Genomic DNA, 16318 nt, shown 5'->3' on the forward strand with positions numbered 1-16318 from the left:
TAGAATCGAAAGTATAATGTATTTTTGATAAAATTTATTCGAACCATGAACACAGTAGAACAAGCAACAAAACAACTTATGACCAAAGGTTATATGGATATGAAAATCCCTGAAGGAATTGATCTTGTAGCCGAAATCAATCGAATGCGTAAAGAAAAAAACGCAGTAATTTTGGCACATTACTACCAATCGGGAGAAATCCAAGATTTAGCCGATTATTTGGGGGATTCTCTACAGTTGGCACGTGCAGCTGCCAAAACCAATGCCGACTTAATTGTTTTTTGCGGCGTTCATTTTATGGCAGAAACTGCTAAGATTATCAATCCTACCAAGAAAGTTATTTTACCAGACACCCAAGCTGGTTGTTCACTTGCAGATGCCTGTTCGGGTGAAGCATTGAGAGATTTTAGAAAGCAATATCCAGATGCTATAGTTGTCAGTTATATCAATTGCGATGCTAGTGTAAAAGCAGAATCAGATATCATCGTTACCTCTTCCAATGCCGAGCATATCATCAATTCTATACCAAAAGAACAAAAAATTATTTTCGCCCCCGATCGAAATCTGGGTCGTTATCTCAACCAAGTTTGCCAACGAGAAATGATTCTTTGGGATGGCTCTTGTATTGTACACGAAGCTTTTTCGCTCGAAAGAATTGCCCAACAAATGGCCGAAAATCCTAACGCTAAACTTATTGCACATCCAGAGGCACAAGAAGATTTGCTACGCATGGCACATTTTATTGGATCAACTTCGCGCTTGTTAGAATATGTAGAAAAAGACAAGGCTAACGAATTTATTGTAGCAACCGAAGAAGGAATTTTACATAAAATGGAGAAAATTGCACCTAATAAAAAATTGATACCCGCTTTGGTACAAGACGAATCTTGCCATTGTAGTGAATGTTTTTTCATGAAGCTCAACACCCTCGAAAAGTTATACTTATGCATGAAATATGAACTTCCAGAAATCGTAATAGAAGAAAATCTACGTCTAAAAGCACTTGATTCTCTCAACCGTATGTTAGAATTATCAAAAACAATAGCCTAATGTACGATGTTCTAGTCATCGGGTCTGGAATTTCGGGTTTATCATTCGCCCTGAAAATTGCACAGCAAAAAAAAGACATAAAAGTAAAAATCATCACCAAAGCAAATAAAGATGAATCCAACACCAAATATGCACAAGGAGGGGTTGCGGTGGTCACAGATTTCGTGAATGATAGTTTCAGAAAACATATTCATGATACTTTACAAGCTGGCGACGGAATTTGCAATCAACAGGCTGTACAAACCGTAATTACAGAAGGTCCGGCAAGATTTATAGAATTACAAGCATGGGGTACACAGTTTGATACTTCTCAAGAAGGCACACTCGATTTGGGGCGAGAAGGCGGCCATACCGAAAACAGAATAGTACATTACAAAGACTCTACAGGTGCTGAAATAGAACGAAGCTTGTTAGCGAACATACTGAAATTCCCGAACATAGAAATACAACAACACATGTTTGCTGTTGATTTACTGATGAACGAGAAAGTGTGCTTCGGGGCAAAAGTATTTAATCTGCTCAACCAAAAAAAAGAAAATATTTTTGCCCGTTATACCCTATTGGCAACTGGTGGTTGTGGGCAAATTTATCAGAATTCTACCAACCCAACCATTGCTACGGGCGACGGAATTGCACTGGCTAAAAGAGCAAATGCCGAAATAAAAGCAATGCAATTTATTCAGTTTCATCCGACAGCTTTCTATCGTAAACAAGAAGGGCAACTTTTTCTGATTTCAGAAGCGGTAAGAGGATTTGGTGCTAAGTTACTCAACGCAAAAAAAGAAGCTTTTATGGCTCGGTATGATGAGCGAGCAGAATTAGCATCACGTGACATTGTCGCAAGGGCAATCGATGAAGAAATAAAAAAAACTCAGCAAGAGTATGTTTGGTTAGATTGTCGACATCTGGATAAAAAATCATTGATCGACCATTTCCCGAATATCTATCGGCATTGTTTGGAAAATGGTTTTGATCTTTCGACCGATTTGATCCCGGTTGCTCCGGCTGCGCATTATTTGTGCGGTGGAATTGCTGTTGATTTGGACGGAAAAACATCGTTAGAAAATCTTTTCGCTGTTGGTGAATGTAGCAATACCGGCTTGCATGGAGCGAACCGATTGGCTTCGAATTCACTTTTAGAAGCTATGGTTTTCGGACATCGAGCTGCAGAAAAAACATTCAAACTTTTATCGAGCTCTGTAAGTCATCCTACCGAAAAACCTTTCCTAGAAACCAAATCGAAAAAGAATTTGTCCAACAAAACAGAAAGAACTAACTTGTTGCAACTACGAACTAATTTGCAAAGAATGATGAGTAAACGGGTAGGAATTGTTAGAAACTTTCAGGATTTACGCATTGCAATGGAAGAATTGAACGAAATGAAAACTACTTTTGATTCTCTATGGGAAGAAATAGACCTTGGAAGAGAAGTTTTAGAGATTCGAAATATGCTAGATGTTGCCGAACTTGTTATCTCGCAAAGTTTGGAACAGAAAGAAAATAAAGGTACTTATTATAATAAAGATCTTGATGTATGAACAAAAAATCGACCTTTTTGATTTTTACTTTTTTGCTTTTCTCTTATGTTTGGGCACAGAAAATGAATACGCCACCTATTTTTCCGGGTTGCGAAAATAATAAAACGAAAGAATCTATCGCGCATTGCCTCAATAAGCAGATACAAGACGCTTTGCGTTATGAGTTGGATTATTTCACGATTGTTGCCGACTACATAGAATTACCCGAAGCGAAGGCAAAAATTTCGTTTTCCATCAACCAAAATGGTCAATTTAGCGATGTGATAGTTGATGGAAAAAACGAAACCTTTAATGGATTTATTTTTTCTACATTTTATTTAATGAATACAAAACTCAAGAAAGCAAATTTAGCCATTCGACCAGCCTTGGATAAGCAGAAAAATCCGATTTCGGTAACATATCAAATTCCGATTAATTTTCAATTAACAAAAAACCAAAAAGACTATCCGAACTTCAATACCGAAAACCGAGTTTTGTTTACATTTTTCAATGAACAGGACAAAGAAAACATCGAAGTAAGGATGGATACCGATTATATATTACGAACGTATGCAATCCGAGACGACCGACAAATTTATTTAGGGAAGTTTAATTCTTTGGTAGAATTAGCCATGGTAGAGCCGTATGCAAAGAATATAGAAAACAATTTTAATTCGGGCAAAACCCTGGTAACGAAAGGCTTGCTAAACGATAAAGAATACACCATACAGTTAAAGAACTTTTTCAACAATGATCCATCAACCCAAGTATTCATCGAGGTTTTCAATGAAGAAAACAACGAATCGAAAGAATATTATCAATACAAATCTAAAGAAGAATTTAATCAATCACCCTTTGTTTCCCTAACATACAGAAAATGAATTTACCCTCGTATATTACCTTAGAAAAAATAGATACTTTTATAGAAGCAGCTCTCCATGAAGATGTTGGTGATGGAGATCACTCTAGCTTGGCATGCATCCCAAAAGATGCTATACAGACAGCCGAACTTTTGGTAAAAGATAATGGCGTTTTAGCCGGGATAGAATTGGCTAAATATATTTTTTCTAAGACCATCCCCAACGCAGAACTCATTGCCTACAAAAAAGATGGAGATTGGGTAGAAAAAGGAGAAATCGCCTTGGAAATAAAAGGCAATGCACAAAAAATTCTTACCACAGAACGTTTAGTACTAAACTGTATGCAACGCATGTCGGGCATTGCAACCTATGCCCACGAAATGATGCAACTTATTGCTCATACCACAACCAAAATTCTCGATACGCGCAAAACGACACCAAATTTCCGAATGTTAGAAAAATGGGCTGTGAAAATTGGCGGTGCAGAAAATCATCGGTTTGGGTTGTATGATATGGTGATGCTAAAAGATAATCATATCGATTTTTGTGGTTCGATAATGCAAGCTGTTCATCAGACAAAAAAATATTTACAAGAAAATCAACTCGATTTGAAAATCGAAGTAGAAACCCGTAATTTAGAAGAAGTGCAAGAAGCTCTAGAAGCCAAAGTAGATTGTATTATGTTGGACAATTTTTCTTTGCCTGATCTGAGAAAAGCAGTACAATTAATAGACAATCGAGTAACAACAGAAGCATCTGGTAGTATTACAAAAGAAAGTGTTCGGGCAATTGCTGAAACAGGAGTTGATTTTATCTCATCTGGTGCAATCATACACTCGGCAAGAAATTTTGATTTGAGCTTGAAAGCGAAGACTGTTTTTTAACATTTTTTATGATTTTTCTCAGTGTTGAGTTATAAAATTTTAACATTAAAAATATTTGGTTATTTTTGCATATCCCCTAACAACATTTTCATTTTCAAATAGAAAAGCGAAATTTATCATATTTTCTTTTTCTACAATTAACATTAAGTTAACATTAAACCTTAAAATAGTTTCGACATTTGCACCGTAAACATTAAACTATTTTTTACGATGAGGTTAAACTCAATGAAGCTATTCTTAATAGGAGCTTTCGCTTTAACAGCACAACTTTCTTACGCTCAAGTTGAGCCAACAGAATCAACTCATATCCAAAATGATACAATTATGGATAATGAGACCGTAAACTTAGCAGAAACATTGATTATCGGTAAAGGGGTAATCGACTTGCAAGAAAACCGTAAAACACCTGTGGCTGTTTCTACCATTTCTCGACAAGAAATCCAGGACAAAGTAGTGGGTAACGTAGAGTTCCCAGAAGTTATGGCAAACACACCTTCTGTTTACGTTTCTGACCAAGCATCAGGATTTGGAGATTCTCATATGTATTTACGTGGATTCACAGAACAAAATACCGCTTTCTTATTAAACGGGCAACCAATTAATGGTATGGAAGATGGTAATATCTATTGGTCGAACTGGTCGGCTATGAACGAGGTAGCGAATGCTATAGAGGTACAACGTGGTTTAGGTTCTTCTAAATTAGCAATTTCTTCTGTAGGAGGTACTGTAAACATCGTTACTAAAGCAACCGAAAGAAGAGAAGGTGGTTTTGCTCGTTTTGTTGCAGGAAACGATAGTTACTTCGGAGGAACATTGTCGTACGACACTGGTTTGAAAGGAAAATGGGGATTCTCTATTTTATTAAACCATTGGCAAGCTCATCGTAAGTATGCTTACGGAACTGGCGGACAAGGTCAAGCGTACTTCATCTCGATAGGATACAAACCAAATGAAGACCATAACATCAACTTCATGGTTTTTGGTGCACCACAATGGCACGACCAAAACTACTCTACAAAAAGAGAAAGTCAATGGGAAGAAATGGGTGGAGATAAAAAATACAACTCAACCTACGGATACTACAAAGGTGAAGGAAAAAACTTACGTCGTAACTATTACCACAAACCAGTAGCAAACCTTAACTGGGACTGGACAATCAACGATAAAATGAACTTATCTACCGTTGCTTACGCATCTGTTGGTACAGGTGGTGGAACCTCGGGAGTTGGTAGAGCATCAAGCACTACAATAGGAGGATTAAAGGGTAGAGGATATATCGATTTCGACAAAATCGAAGCGAATAACTTATTAGACCAAGACGGAATCGGAAACAATGGTGGAGTAGATAGCAACGGAAACCCAATCAGCAATGCAGCAATACGTGCATCTGTCAACAACCACTCTTGGTACGGAGCTGTATCTAACTTTACATTTGATACACAAGCAGGTCTTACCTTAAACATCGGTGGTGATGTACGTTTTTACAAAGGGCAACACCATCAACAAATGATTGACTTGTTCGGATTGAAAGGTTGGTCAGATAAAAATAAAGTAACAGGTGAACAAGTGGTTGTTACAGAAACTTTCACAACAAATCCTTGGCAAGCACTTTTCAAGACTGCTGGTAAAGATCAAAGAATTAACCGCGACTATAACGAAAACATCAACTACCAAGGTGTATTCGGTCAAGCAGAATACGAAATCGGAGGATTTACAGTATTTGCTCAAGGAGCATTATCAAACCAATCTTACCAAAAGTTCGATCGTTGGAACTATGGTGGAGTTGAACACAAATCAGAAAAAGTAAAGAAAACTGGATGGAATATCAAAGGAGGTATGTCGTATACTTTCTTAGACAACAATGCAATTTTTGTGAATGCAGGTCGCTATTCTCGCCAACCTTTCTTAGATAACATCTTTGTTTTCAATACAGTAGACTTACAAGAACCTTCTGTTGACAATGAAGAAATCACCGGTCTAGAAGCAGGTTACCGTTACAAAACACGCAACTTACGCGTAAACGTAAATGCTTACTACACCAAGTGGGGTAACCGTTTCTTATTGATGGATTATGGTGAAGAAATCATCAAGGATCCTGCAGGAAACATCTTAGAAACCTACAATTTCTCAGAATACGCAAACGACGTAACACAAATTCACAAAGGAATCGAAGTTGACTTTGATGCAAGAATCGAACGCATCTGGACAGTAAGAGGATATGCTTCTTACGGTGATTGGCAATACGATGGTTCTACGCCAATGCAACGTAGAAACAACGATGCTGGCACAATCGTAACACAATATGATGATGTAGACCTTACAGGTGTAAAAGTTGGTGATGCTGCACAATTCACTTTCGGTTTAGGTACTAAATTAGACGTAACTCGTTCTTTCTCTGTAGATATGGACTTCAACTACTACGCTAATATTTATTCGCAAGTTGATGCTAAACAATTGGTAACCAATTTACATAACGGGAAACCATACAAGCCAAACGAATTATCTCCATATGCAAAAGTAGATTTAGGAGCTTCGTACGAATTGAAATTCGGAACTCAAAAATTACGCTTAAGAGGTAATATCAAAAACTTGTTCAACGACCAATATATTATCCGTGAAAACAGAAATGGATACGGTTACGGACTAGGAAGAACTTGGAACGCTTCTGTGTCATACAGCTTCTAATTTCAGAAAACGATATTTTATCATATCAAATATTTAAAAGGCGGACTTCGGTTCGCCTTTTTCTTTTACATTCGCACTATGATACAACCCAAATTTTTACAACAAGGAGATACCATCGCCATCGTTGCTCCTTCTAAAAGAATACTACCCAACGAACTAGACCAAGAAATCACAATGATAAAAGATTGGGGGTTCAAGGTTTTGGTAGGAAAAAATATCTATGCGCAACACCAATTTGGTTACGCCTACGCCGGAACAACCCAACAGCGTTTACACGATTTTCAGGAAGCATTAGACAACCCAAACATCCAAGCAATTTGGTGCGCTCGTGGCGGATATGGCGCTATACAACTCATCGATTCCTTAGATTTTTCACGCTTTGCTCAATCTCCAAAATGGATTATCGGCTACTCGGATATCACCGTTTTTCATACCAAATTACAACAACTCGGTTACCAATCTATCCACGGAATGGTCGTGAAAAAATTAGCCCATACACTCTATCACCCATCCACGTACGAGAGTGTTCGACAACTACTCATTGGCGAAAATCCTACCTATCCGCTTTTGGCTCATCCTATCAATATCACTGGTGAAACAACCGGAATCTTGCTCGGTGGTAACCTCTCTATTCTCTATAGTCTCCTCGGATCAGAAACTTCGATAAACCCCGAAAATAAAATACTATTGATAGAAGACTGGTACGAAAACTGGTACCATATAGATCGAATGATGATGAGCTTGCAACGAGCCGGAATCTTACAAAAACTGAGAGGGATTCTGGTCGGAAATTTTACACGTATGGATGTAGAAGAAGAAAACACTACCGATTTCGAAAAAGCTTTCGACCCGATGAGCCTTCAGATCATTCATCAATACGTAAAAGATTTACAGATTCCGGTTGCTTTTCATGTACCTGCCGGGCATACGGGTCATAATATGGCGATGCGTTTTGGTGCAAAAGTAGAACTGAAGATTCAATCAAATTCCGTAAATTTGACCTATATTTAAGATACCTTATGCAAAAAAATAACTTAACCGTTATCAATCATCCGTTGGTAAAAGCCAAAATTACCCAAATGCGCGACCGCAATACCACAACCAAAATGTTTGGTGAATTGGTCGATGAAATTTCGGGTCTAATGTGTTACGAAATCACACGTGATTTAGAAACAGAAGAAATCGAAATCGAAACACCAATTACCAAAACAAAAGGATATAAAATCAAAGGAAACGACATGGCAATTATCCCGATTCTCCGTGCTGGACTGGGAATGGTAGAGGGAATCCATCAACTTATTCCGACTGCAAAAATTGGGCATATTGGAATCTACCGTGATCACGAAACTCTATTACCAGTAGAATATTTATGCAAACTACCCTCTGATTTAGCATCTCGAGATGTCATCTTAGTTGACCCTATGTTAGCTACAGGTGGTTCCTCTGTAAAAGCTATAGAAATCCTTAAAAAAAACGGGGCAAAAAAAATTAGATTAGCCTCTTTGGTAGGATGTCCCGAGGGGGTAAAAGCTGTACACGATGCCTATCCAGAAGTGCCTATTTATTTAGCTGCACTCGATGAACGACTAGACGAAAACGGCTATATCGTACCAGGCCTGGGTGATGCAGGGGATCGTTTATACGGCACAAAATAATGGCACAGCATTTTGATTTTGGTCGAGAAGCCGAAGTAAAAGCCTGTCAGTTTCTTATAGAAAAGAATTACAAAATTCTTGACCGTAACTTCTATTATCAAAAAGCCGAGATAGATATTATCGCTCAACATGAGCAAGAAATTGTGATTTGTGAGGTGAAAGCAAGATCCAATACTTTTTTTACAGAACCAGAACTTGCCGTTACCAAAGCCAAGCAAAAAAGACTAATTTTGGCAGCAGATGCATATATCCAGAAAAATAATTATCATCTTTCGGTTCGTTTTGATATTTTAGCACTCACAAAAACAAACAACATTTGGAGCATTAAGCACATAGAAAACGCCTTCAATGCTTTAGAAAATTAATACTCAACTATGGAAATTATTCAACAAGCATTCGATTTTATCATGCATATCGACCAACACCTAACCTACTTCGCAAACGAGTATGGTTTGTGGCTCTATGGTATATTATTTCTCATAATTTTTGTAGAAACAGGTGTGGTTGTAATGCCTTTTTTGCCTGGCGACTCTTTGCTGTTTGCTGCCGGTATGTTAGCTGCTCAGCCCAATGACCTCAACGTAGTTGTGATGATGCTCATTCTCTTTGTTGCCGCTGTATTGGGCGACACACTCAACTATACCATTGGTCGAGAGCTGGGAATGAAAGCAGTAAAAACACGCATCTTTGGTAAACAATTTGTCCAACAAGAACATCTTGACAAAACACATCAATTCTACGAAAAGTATGGTTCTAAAACCATTGTTATCGCTCGCTTCGTACCTATCGTAAGAACCTTGGCCCCTTTCGTAGCAGGCATCGGTCACATGCGTTATACGACTTTCCTATTATATAATGTACTGGGAGGTTTTATTTGGATTTTCGGTATTACTTTGGCAGGTTATCTCTTGGGAGACATACCGTTTATCAAAAATAACTTCTCGAAAGTAGTACTCATTATCATCGTGATTTCTTTATTGCCAATCATCTTCGAAGTGGCCAAGGAAAAAATGAAGAAAAAAGCATAAAATATTATTTTTATATGGTATAAAACTCAGTTCTCGAACTGAGTTTTTTTGTACCTTGCTTAGATGGAAGTCATAGATTATCTTTTACACATCGACCAATATTTAGAAAGCTTTCTGATGCAGTATCAGACTTGGTTATACCTTTTTCTGTTTTTATTAATTTTCATAGAAACAGGTTTGGTTTTCATGCCCTTTTTACCTGGAGATTCTTTGCTATTCGCTGCAGGAATGCTGACAGCAAGCTACCCTCAATATTTGCATATTTACATAGTTTTATCCTTGCTAATTGCTGCAGCTATTTTGGGCGACACCTTGAACTATTTTATCGGATTGAAAGTCGGACTGAAACTCCTCAAAAAGAAACTATTTGGCAAGCAAATAATCCAAGATAAAGCTTTGCAAAAAACAGAACACTTCTTCGATAAGTACGGAAAAAAAACCATAATCATAGCCAGATTTGTACCGCTAGTAAGAACCATTGCTCCCTTTATAGCCGGAATTTCGCGTATGCATTACCCAACCTTTTTACGGTTCAATATCATCGGTGGTGTACTTTGGGTACTCCTTATCACTTTACTTGGTTATTTTCTTGGGAAAAATCAGACCGTAAAAGAAAACTTCGAAATTGTCATTATCCTAATAATCAGCTTATCTTTGTTTCCTATGATTTACGAATTGATCCGAGAGAAATTTTGCTCGAAAAGCGAATCATAAAAACTAATTTAAACTACCGAACAAAAGAATAAAAACTTACATATCGATGCTTGAAGTAAAGGAAGTACAAACCGAAAAAAATATGGACAACTTTGTGAAATTTCCTTTCACCTTGTACAAAAACGACCCTTATTGGGTACCGTCTATCATCCGAAATGAAAAACAATCTTTTCATCCTTCTAACAAAATTTTCAACGAAGTAACTGCTCATTTTTACCTAGCATATCGCGATAATAAAATAGTTGGTAGGATAGCAACTATCATCAACTGGGAGGAAGTGAATAATCTGAAAAAGAAAAAAGTTCGTTTCGGCTGGTTTGACTTTATTGATGATATTGAGGTGGCTAAAGCTTTGTTACAAAAAGCAGAAGATTTGGCAAAAAAGCATCAACTGACTTATGTAGAGGGACCAATGGGCTTCTCTAATATGGACAAGGCTGGAATGCTTACCGAAGGTTTTGATTATTTGCCCACCATGATTGGTCTCTATAATTATGAGTATTATCCGAAACATATGATCAGTTTAGGTTATCGACCTGAAGCTTCTTGGGTAGAATACCTGATGGATATTGATAATTTAGGCAAGGTGAATGAGATATCGCGCATAGGAAAGATCATCGAGAAAAGATTCAATGTTCGGGTTATGAAATTCAGAAACTCGAAAGAATTGGTACAACACGCCGACGAATTATTCAATCTATTGAATAAGACCTACGCTGACCTACAAAGTTTCGTGCCGATTTCGGCTGATCAGGTAGAGCATTATAAAAAGAAATATCTGAAGTTTATCCATCCAGATTTTGTGGTATGTATCGAAAATGAAGAGAAGAAAATGGTTGCTTTTGCCATTACGATGCCTTCTTTCTCCAAAGCCTACCAGAAAACAAAGGGTCGACTTTTCCCTTTCGGGTGGTGGCACTTATTGCAAGCGCTAAGGAAAAACAACCATGCAGAGTTTTATCTTATCGGGATCGATCCTGCCTACCAAAACAAGGGTTTACATGCTTTGATTTTTAGAGATTTGTATAGAAATTTCCGAGCAAGAGGAATCGAAACTATGGAAACCAATCCCTTACTCGAAGAGAATATTAAAGTTCAGCAGCTTTGGAAAGATTTTTCACCCAAAATCCATAAAAAAAGAAGTACTTTCAGGAAAGATATTAACTAAAAGAATCTACTCGTTCGGGTAGATTTTTCGGCTTCTTATTTCATTTTCCATACATTATTATTCAACCTATGTCCAGCAGCAGGTTTATAATACAACAGCAAGCCAATATCTTCTTCTTTCATATTGTCAGGAGCCGTCAGTATTGGTTCTTATCTTTTAGAAAAATAAACATTTCCCATTTGTTGGATTGTTTATCGTTGGAGCATATTCACCTTTATTAAAATCTTTGGTAGAAAGAGAGTTGATAATAGAAAAAATAAATCTAGAGAAAATCTTCATATTGATCAAATTAGAATAGATTATTAAATTTAATCTGTATTTTTCTTGGAATCCGAACAAACCGCCATTTAATCTATCCTGTCTACAAAACCCTAAATAAAAACTTATCGATAAAAATATACTGCCAAAGAGATTTAGTATTGTGGTTTTGGCAATTATCTGTATCGTGCAATAAATCTTTGTCTAAACAAGATTCTACGTTTTGTTTTATTTATTATTTTATTATAAATGCAGTGTAGTTCATCCTACCAAAAAAGATTTTATGGTGTTGAGAGGAGATGAAAAGGATGATAAATAATTTCTTATTTTTGTAACATTGAAAAAGCCTAATCACATTGAGCAAATTCACCGATAAAGAAATATTTGATTTACTAAAAGATTCGATTGCAAGAAAATTTTTGCAAGAGAATTCTGCTCAATCACCCAATATTAGTGATTGGCGAGGCTTGGACATTAGCAACTTTCAGGAAGATTTGTTGCAGAAGACCAAGTCGTCGGTAAGTGAAAAATGGTTTTATACGTACTTCAAAACCGAATTCAAAAAACTTCCACGAATCGACATGCTCAATCTTTTGGCACAATATTGCGGTTACCGAAATTGGGCACAATTTGTACACAAAAAGGAAGTTGAGTTTTTTAATAAACCCGAAAAACCCAAAGCAGAAATCATACTCGCTGATACTCTTCCTCAGAAAATTTCTCCGACCGAAAAAAAAGAAAATATTGGTCTGCCATTGATAGAGAATAAGCCAAAGAAAGAAGTAATTTTGGTCCCCGATACAGAAAAGGTTAACGAACAAAAAGAAGAGAAGAAAAAACAAAAAAAATGGATTGCCATTGGGGCAGGTTTGGTCCTTTTACTGGGTAGCGTAATTTTTGGCATGTATAAAGCTTTTTTTACTGACAAGACTTATGAATTTTGTTTCATCGATTCTGACCGTGTTGCACCGATAAAAACGCCAATAGAAGTTACAATTTTCCGAGAAGGATTTACTCCACTGGTATTGAATACAACGTCGGGTTGTGTAATGTTTGAGAGCCCAAGAGACACTCTAAAAATGGCGGTTAGTTCACCCTACCACAAGGTAGACACTTTGCGTATTAACCTAAATAATTACCGAGAAACAGAACGAATTGTCCTCAACCCAGATGACTATAAAGTTATGCTGCATTACTATTCTCACTCGGCAAAGAATCTGAAAGAAAGAATCAAAAAACTTAACCAGATGATCGACGATAATGCGTTGATTTATCAGGTTTATGACAATGATGTTTTTGGCGTAGAAATACTTTCTAAACAGCAGTATATCAACCTAATGACCCTACCCACCTCTACCCTAAAAAACTATACCTTGATTGAATCTGAACGAAACAAACAAGGAAAAATTGTTAAACTAAAATTCAAAATTCAACAAGATGAAACAGAATTACCGTAAAAAAAACTGGCTCTTGTTTGGGCTGTTTTTCTTTAGTTTTTTTTGGTTAGTGACTTGTAAAAAGGGTTCTACTTATCATGGAGATTATAATCCAGATGAGATAAAATCGTACAAAAACGACCACACTTCTTTGGGTACGAAAATGGACTCTACCCAGGCAATAGACTTTATCAGTAAACAAAAATTACGCGAATTTTACGAGCTATCTACCTTAGCCGTGAATACGCAAGACTCTGTTTTATCGCATATGTTATGGAGTCAATTGAAATCATATTTCTCACCAAAAGATACGGTAGAAATTATGCATGTTTTGGATGATTTACGGAGCAAGAACGTTAAATTTACTTCGATAAATAGTTTACATTCTAATCCTCTAGATTCGATTTATTCTGACACTTTGAAACGTATTCATTATACCGTAAATTATTTTGCTGCCGATAAAAAATTAATAGAATCGAATGAGAGAATTAGTATTTTGGTTTTGAAAAAAGATCCACAAAAATTTGTGAAAGAATTCAAATTCTACTTCAAAACGTTGAATGATTTTCCACCGAAAGACAGTATTTCTGTAGACGACACCATCGCATCTAGAGGTACATCACCTCGATGAATATCGGTTATTTGCTCTACAGGCGAAAAAAAACTCAACCCAATTTTCTGCACATTTTCAGCGGTTGATTGTAGAAAACGATCATAAAAACCGCCACCATACCCAACTCGATTACCTTGCAAATCTGCCACAAACATTGGCAGAAAAATTACCTCGATTTGTGTTGAATCAATCACCGAGAATACTTCGGGTTCGGGAATAGAAAATTTCCCAATCCGTATCGGAAAAGATGATTGCACCTCGGCACTTATCATTTCATTTCCTTCTACAATCGGTACGACCACTCGTTTCCCTAAAGAAAAAAGCCATTCGATAATGGGCCAAGTATTGATTTCATTGTTGCTTTTTATCGGTAAGAAAATATGAAAAACATCGACATCAGAAAAGTCTATACGCTGCAATTGATGAAAAATCTGCTCACTCAATTCTTCAACTTCAGTTGCTGACATTTGTTTACGCTTGGTTCTGAAATAATCTCTTGCTTCTTTTTTCGTCAATTTCATATTCTACCCCAAAAATTATTCAATAATATAATAATTCAAAAACATTTTGATATAGAGTTCTCCTGACTTTTCTTCTCGCAATAGTGTATCCAATTTACAAAGTATCTAAATCATTTGTACTATACAAAGTAAAGAAAAGTGCACAGAACAACAGCTATTCAAAAGAAATCTTTATGGTCAAAGTTACTTTTTTCTTTTGTTCTAAAATTTGTTTTCTACAAAAAGCTGTTTTTTGTTGGGATTATCAGCAAGATAATTTATAAAGTTCTATCCAAAAATAAGTGAATAACAAAACAAAAAAAACCATCCTAAATAGAATGGTTTCTAATAATTTTTATTTTATTTTTTATATTTCTTTGACTGAAATAATATTCACTGGGCAAGCTTTGGCTGCACGTTCACAGCTATCGAAAATAGTATGATCTGGATCTTTCAGTGTAAAAAAACCTTTCTTTTCTACTGACTTCAATAAAACAGATTTTCCGTCTTTTTTCGACATCCGAAAGCGTTCTGGGGCTAACTCATAACAATAATTACAACCAATGCACTTGTTGCGCTGAAGGGTAATAATCACCATATTTTTATATTTTATTGTTTTAGTGCGAGTAAGCACCTTCTTCTACATTATTCTGTTGGGTTCCTGGCTCTTCTACCTTGACCAATTTATATAGCTTATCAGACGGTCTGATTCGGAAATTCAATGGAATGGTAATGCTCGCTCCTTTGCTTGCAATTTCATTCGGCTGATCATCTACATACATCGATTCTACAATCATTTCTTTGGCACCGGTTGTTGGGCCTGTTACCAAGATTAGATCTCCGACTTTTAGGTCGTATGCTTCGATTGCAAATTCACCGATATTGGCTTTCGGGAAAAAGTGTTTTCCTTTGCCGATATATACTTTCTTCTGAGTAGCCATAGAACCTGGTGTTGCAGACCATTCTCCTAATTTTTGTCCCAAATAATATCCTGACCAAAAACCACGATTGTAAACAGTTTGTAATAAGCCCATCCAATAGTCTACTTTTTCTTGAGAATATGTCCCATCGGCTATCGAATCGATTGCTTCTCGGTAACAACGAATAACGGTTGCTACGTATTCTGGCGCACGGCCGCGACCTTCAATTTTCAGGACTTTTACTCCTGCGTCGACTACCTCATCTAAGAATTCTATCGTGCATAAATCTTTCGGCGACATCATGTACTCGTTATCCAACTCGATTTCGAATCCAGATTCCTGATCGATTACCGTATATTTCTTACGACAGTTTTGTTTGCAAGCACCTCTATTTGCAGAAGAGTTATGCGAATGTAAGCTCAAATAGCATTTTCCAGAAACAGCCATACATAAAGCACCATGACCGAAAATTTCTATTTCTACTAAATTTCCGTTTGGGCCTTTGACCTGTTCTTTTTCTATTTGTTCGGTAATTTTTTTCACTTGTTTCAAGCTCAATTCTCGCGACAATACCATTGTATCGGCAAACATTGCATAGAACTTTACTGTTTCTATATTGGTTACATTAATTTGTGTAGAAATATGCACTTCCATCCCAATCTGACGTGCGTAGGCAATCACCGATTGATCCATAGCAATTACCGCCGTAATATTGGCTTCTTTGGCTTTGTCTAGCAATACCTTGATCAATGACAAATCGTGATCGTAGATAATCGTATTGAGGGTAAGGTAAGAACGTACACCAAATGATTCGCAACGTTTCACAATTTCGGGTAAATCATCTATTGTGAAATTAATCGAGGCACGTGCACGCATATTCAATTGGTCTACACCAAAATATACAGAATCTGCACCATTATCAAGGGCTGCTTGTAAAGACTCGAAATTACCAGCAGGAGCCATCAACTCCATTTTTCCATCTTTGGTCATATTCTAATATTATTTAAGTTGCAAAGGTACAAAAAAATCA

The 16318-nt window shown here is 36.8% G+C and carries 16 protein-coding genes; 13 read left to right on the forward strand and 3 right to left on the reverse strand.

The genetic code is table 11. From position 1 onward, the window contains the following. Positions 1-45 precede the first annotated feature (45 nt). From nadA to WEEVI_RS04630, 13 genes are all read left to right on the forward strand, one after another. Complete coding sequence (gene nadA / locus WEEVI_RS04565; protein ID WP_013597991.1) at positions 46-1050, forward strand: quinolinate synthase NadA; 1005 nt, start codon at positions 46-48, stop codon at positions 1048-1050. Beyond that, positions 1050-2588, forward strand: a complete 1539-nt coding sequence (gene nadB, locus WEEVI_RS04570) for an L-aspartate oxidase (protein WP_013597992.1) — start codon at positions 1050-1052, stop codon at positions 2586-2588. The genes nadA and nadB overlap by 1 nt, the downstream gene beginning before the upstream one ends. Further along, on the forward strand, positions 2585-3448 hold the full coding sequence (locus WEEVI_RS04575) for a hypothetical protein (protein WP_013597993.1): 864 nt from the start codon (positions 2585-2587) through the stop codon (positions 3446-3448). Before nadB ends, WEEVI_RS04575 begins: the two co-directional genes overlap by 4 nt. Beyond that, a complete protein-coding gene (nadC, locus tag WEEVI_RS04580; RefSeq protein ID WP_013597994.1) occupies positions 3445-4311 on the forward strand; it encodes a carboxylating nicotinate-nucleotide diphosphorylase in 867 nt (288 codons plus the stop codon). Before WEEVI_RS04575 ends, nadC begins: the two co-directional genes overlap by 4 nt. A 225-nt stretch (positions 4312-4536) precedes the next feature. Then, entirely contained in the window at positions 4537-6996 is a 2460-nt protein-coding gene (locus WEEVI_RS04585; RefSeq protein ID WP_232013424.1) for a TonB-dependent receptor, read from the forward strand. A gap of 78 nt (positions 6997-7074) precedes the next feature. Continuing rightward, on the forward strand, positions 7075-8007 hold the full coding sequence (locus WEEVI_RS04590; RefSeq protein ID WP_013597996.1) for a S66 peptidase family protein: 933 nt from the start codon (positions 7075-7077) through the stop codon (positions 8005-8007). Between the two features lie 8 nt (positions 8008-8015). Continuing rightward, a complete protein-coding gene (gene upp, locus WEEVI_RS04595; RefSeq protein ID WP_013597997.1) occupies positions 8016-8651 on the forward strand; it encodes a uracil phosphoribosyltransferase in 636 nt (211 codons plus the stop codon). After that, positions 8651-9016 carry a YraN family protein gene (locus WEEVI_RS04600; RefSeq protein ID WP_013597998.1) on the forward strand — a complete coding sequence of 122 codons (366 nt, stop codon included), beginning with the start codon at positions 8651-8653 and terminating at the stop codon, positions 9014-9016. Before upp ends, WEEVI_RS04600 begins: the two co-directional genes overlap by 1 nt. Positions 9017-9025: 9 nt before the next feature. Continuing rightward, positions 9026-9679 carry a DedA family protein gene (locus WEEVI_RS04605; RefSeq protein ID WP_013597999.1) on the forward strand — a complete coding sequence of 218 codons (654 nt, stop codon included), beginning with the start codon at positions 9026-9028 and terminating at the stop codon, positions 9677-9679. A 63-nt stretch (positions 9680-9742) separates the two neighbouring features. Continuing rightward, positions 9743-10393: a VTT domain-containing protein gene (locus WEEVI_RS04610; RefSeq protein WP_013598000.1), complete on the forward strand. Its 651-nt coding sequence runs from the start codon at positions 9743-9745 to the stop codon at positions 10391-10393. 46 nt (positions 10394-10439) lie between these two features. Further along, positions 10440-11561, forward strand: coding sequence for a GNAT family N-acetyltransferase (locus tag WEEVI_RS04615; protein WP_013598001.1), 1122 nt, complete (start codon positions 10440-10442; stop codon positions 11559-11561). A 614-nt stretch (positions 11562-12175) separates the two neighbouring features. Beyond that, positions 12176-13276 (forward strand): hypothetical protein, encoded by a 1101-nt coding sequence (locus WEEVI_RS04625; protein ID WP_013598002.1) that lies wholly within the window; start codon positions 12176-12178, stop codon positions 13274-13276. Then, the gene (locus WEEVI_RS04630; protein ID WP_013598003.1) at positions 13257-13886 is read left to right on the forward strand and encodes a hypothetical protein; all 630 of its coding nucleotides are present in this window, start codon (positions 13257-13259) and stop codon (positions 13884-13886) included. The genes WEEVI_RS04625 and WEEVI_RS04630 overlap by 20 nt, the downstream gene beginning before the upstream one ends. Here the strand turns inward: WEEVI_RS04630 and WEEVI_RS04635 are convergent. The 3 genes from WEEVI_RS04635 to WEEVI_RS04645 all read right to left on the reverse strand — a co-directional run bounded on the left by WEEVI_RS04635 (position 13799) and on the right by WEEVI_RS04645 (position 16278). Then, positions 13799-14389, reverse strand: coding sequence for a 5-formyltetrahydrofolate cyclo-ligase (locus WEEVI_RS04635; protein WP_013598004.1), 591 nt, complete (start codon positions 14387-14389; stop codon positions 13799-13801). The genes WEEVI_RS04630 and WEEVI_RS04635 overlap by 88 nt on opposite strands. 346 nt (positions 14390-14735) lie before the next feature. Further along, positions 14736-14966 carry a ferredoxin gene (locus WEEVI_RS04640; protein ID WP_013598005.1) on the reverse strand — a complete coding sequence of 77 codons (231 nt, stop codon included), beginning with the start codon at positions 14964-14966 and terminating at the stop codon, positions 14736-14738. 19 nt (positions 14967-14985) lie between these two features. Then, positions 14986-16278 carry a peptidase U32 family protein gene (locus WEEVI_RS04645; RefSeq protein WP_013598006.1) on the reverse strand — a complete coding sequence of 431 codons (1293 nt, stop codon included), beginning with the start codon at positions 16276-16278 and terminating at the stop codon, positions 14986-14988. Positions 16279-16318 lie beyond the last annotated feature (40 nt).

It is taken from the genome of Weeksella virosa DSM 16922 (assembly GCF_000189415.1).
In the GTDB taxonomy this organism is placed as follows: Bacteria; Bacteroidota; Bacteroidia; order Flavobacteriales; family Weeksellaceae; genus Weeksella; species Weeksella virosa.

Coding starts and splice junctions, on each gene's coding strand:
- nadA (WP_013597991.1), top strand. CDS start 46: ATGAACACAGTAGAACAAGCAACAAAACAACTTATGACCAAAGGTTAT.
- nadB (WP_013597992.1), top strand. CDS start 1,050: ATGTACGATGTTCTAGTCATCGGGTCTGGAATTTCGGGTTTATCATTC.
- WEEVI_RS04575 (WP_013597993.1), top strand. CDS start 2,585: ATGAACAAAAAATCGACCTTTTTGATTTTTACTTTTTTGCTTTTCTCT.
- nadC (WP_013597994.1), top strand. CDS start 3,445: ATGAATTTACCCTCGTATATTACCTTAGAAAAAATAGATACTTTTATA.
- WEEVI_RS04585 (WP_232013424.1), top strand. CDS start 4,537: ATGAAGCTATTCTTAATAGGAGCTTTCGCTTTAACAGCACAACTTTCT.
- WEEVI_RS04590 (WP_013597996.1), top strand. CDS start 7,075: ATGATACAACCCAAATTTTTACAACAAGGAGATACCATCGCCATCGTT.
- upp (WP_013597997.1), top strand. CDS start 8,016: ATGCAAAAAAATAACTTAACCGTTATCAATCATCCGTTGGTAAAAGCC.
- WEEVI_RS04600 (WP_013597998.1), top strand. CDS start 8,651: ATGGCACAGCATTTTGATTTTGGTCGAGAAGCCGAAGTAAAAGCCTGT.
- WEEVI_RS04605 (WP_013597999.1), top strand. CDS start 9,026: ATGGAAATTATTCAACAAGCATTCGATTTTATCATGCATATCGACCAA.
- WEEVI_RS04610 (WP_013598000.1), top strand. CDS start 9,743: ATGGAAGTCATAGATTATCTTTTACACATCGACCAATATTTAGAAAGC.
- WEEVI_RS04615 (WP_013598001.1), top strand. CDS start 10,440: ATGCTTGAAGTAAAGGAAGTACAAACCGAAAAAAATATGGACAACTTT.
- WEEVI_RS04630 (WP_013598003.1), top strand. CDS start 13,257: ATGAAACAGAATTACCGTAAAAAAAACTGGCTCTTGTTTGGGCTGTTT.
- WEEVI_RS04635 (WP_013598004.1), bottom strand. CDS start 14,389: ATGAAATTGACGAAAAAAGAAGCAAGAGATTATTTCAGAACCAAGCGT.
- WEEVI_RS04640 (WP_013598005.1), bottom strand. CDS start 14,966: ATGGTGATTATTACCCTTCAGCGCAACAAGTGCATTGGTTGTAATTAT.
- WEEVI_RS04645 (WP_013598006.1), bottom strand. CDS start 16,278: ATGACCAAAGATGGAAAAATGGAGTTGATGGCTCCTGCTGGTAATTTC.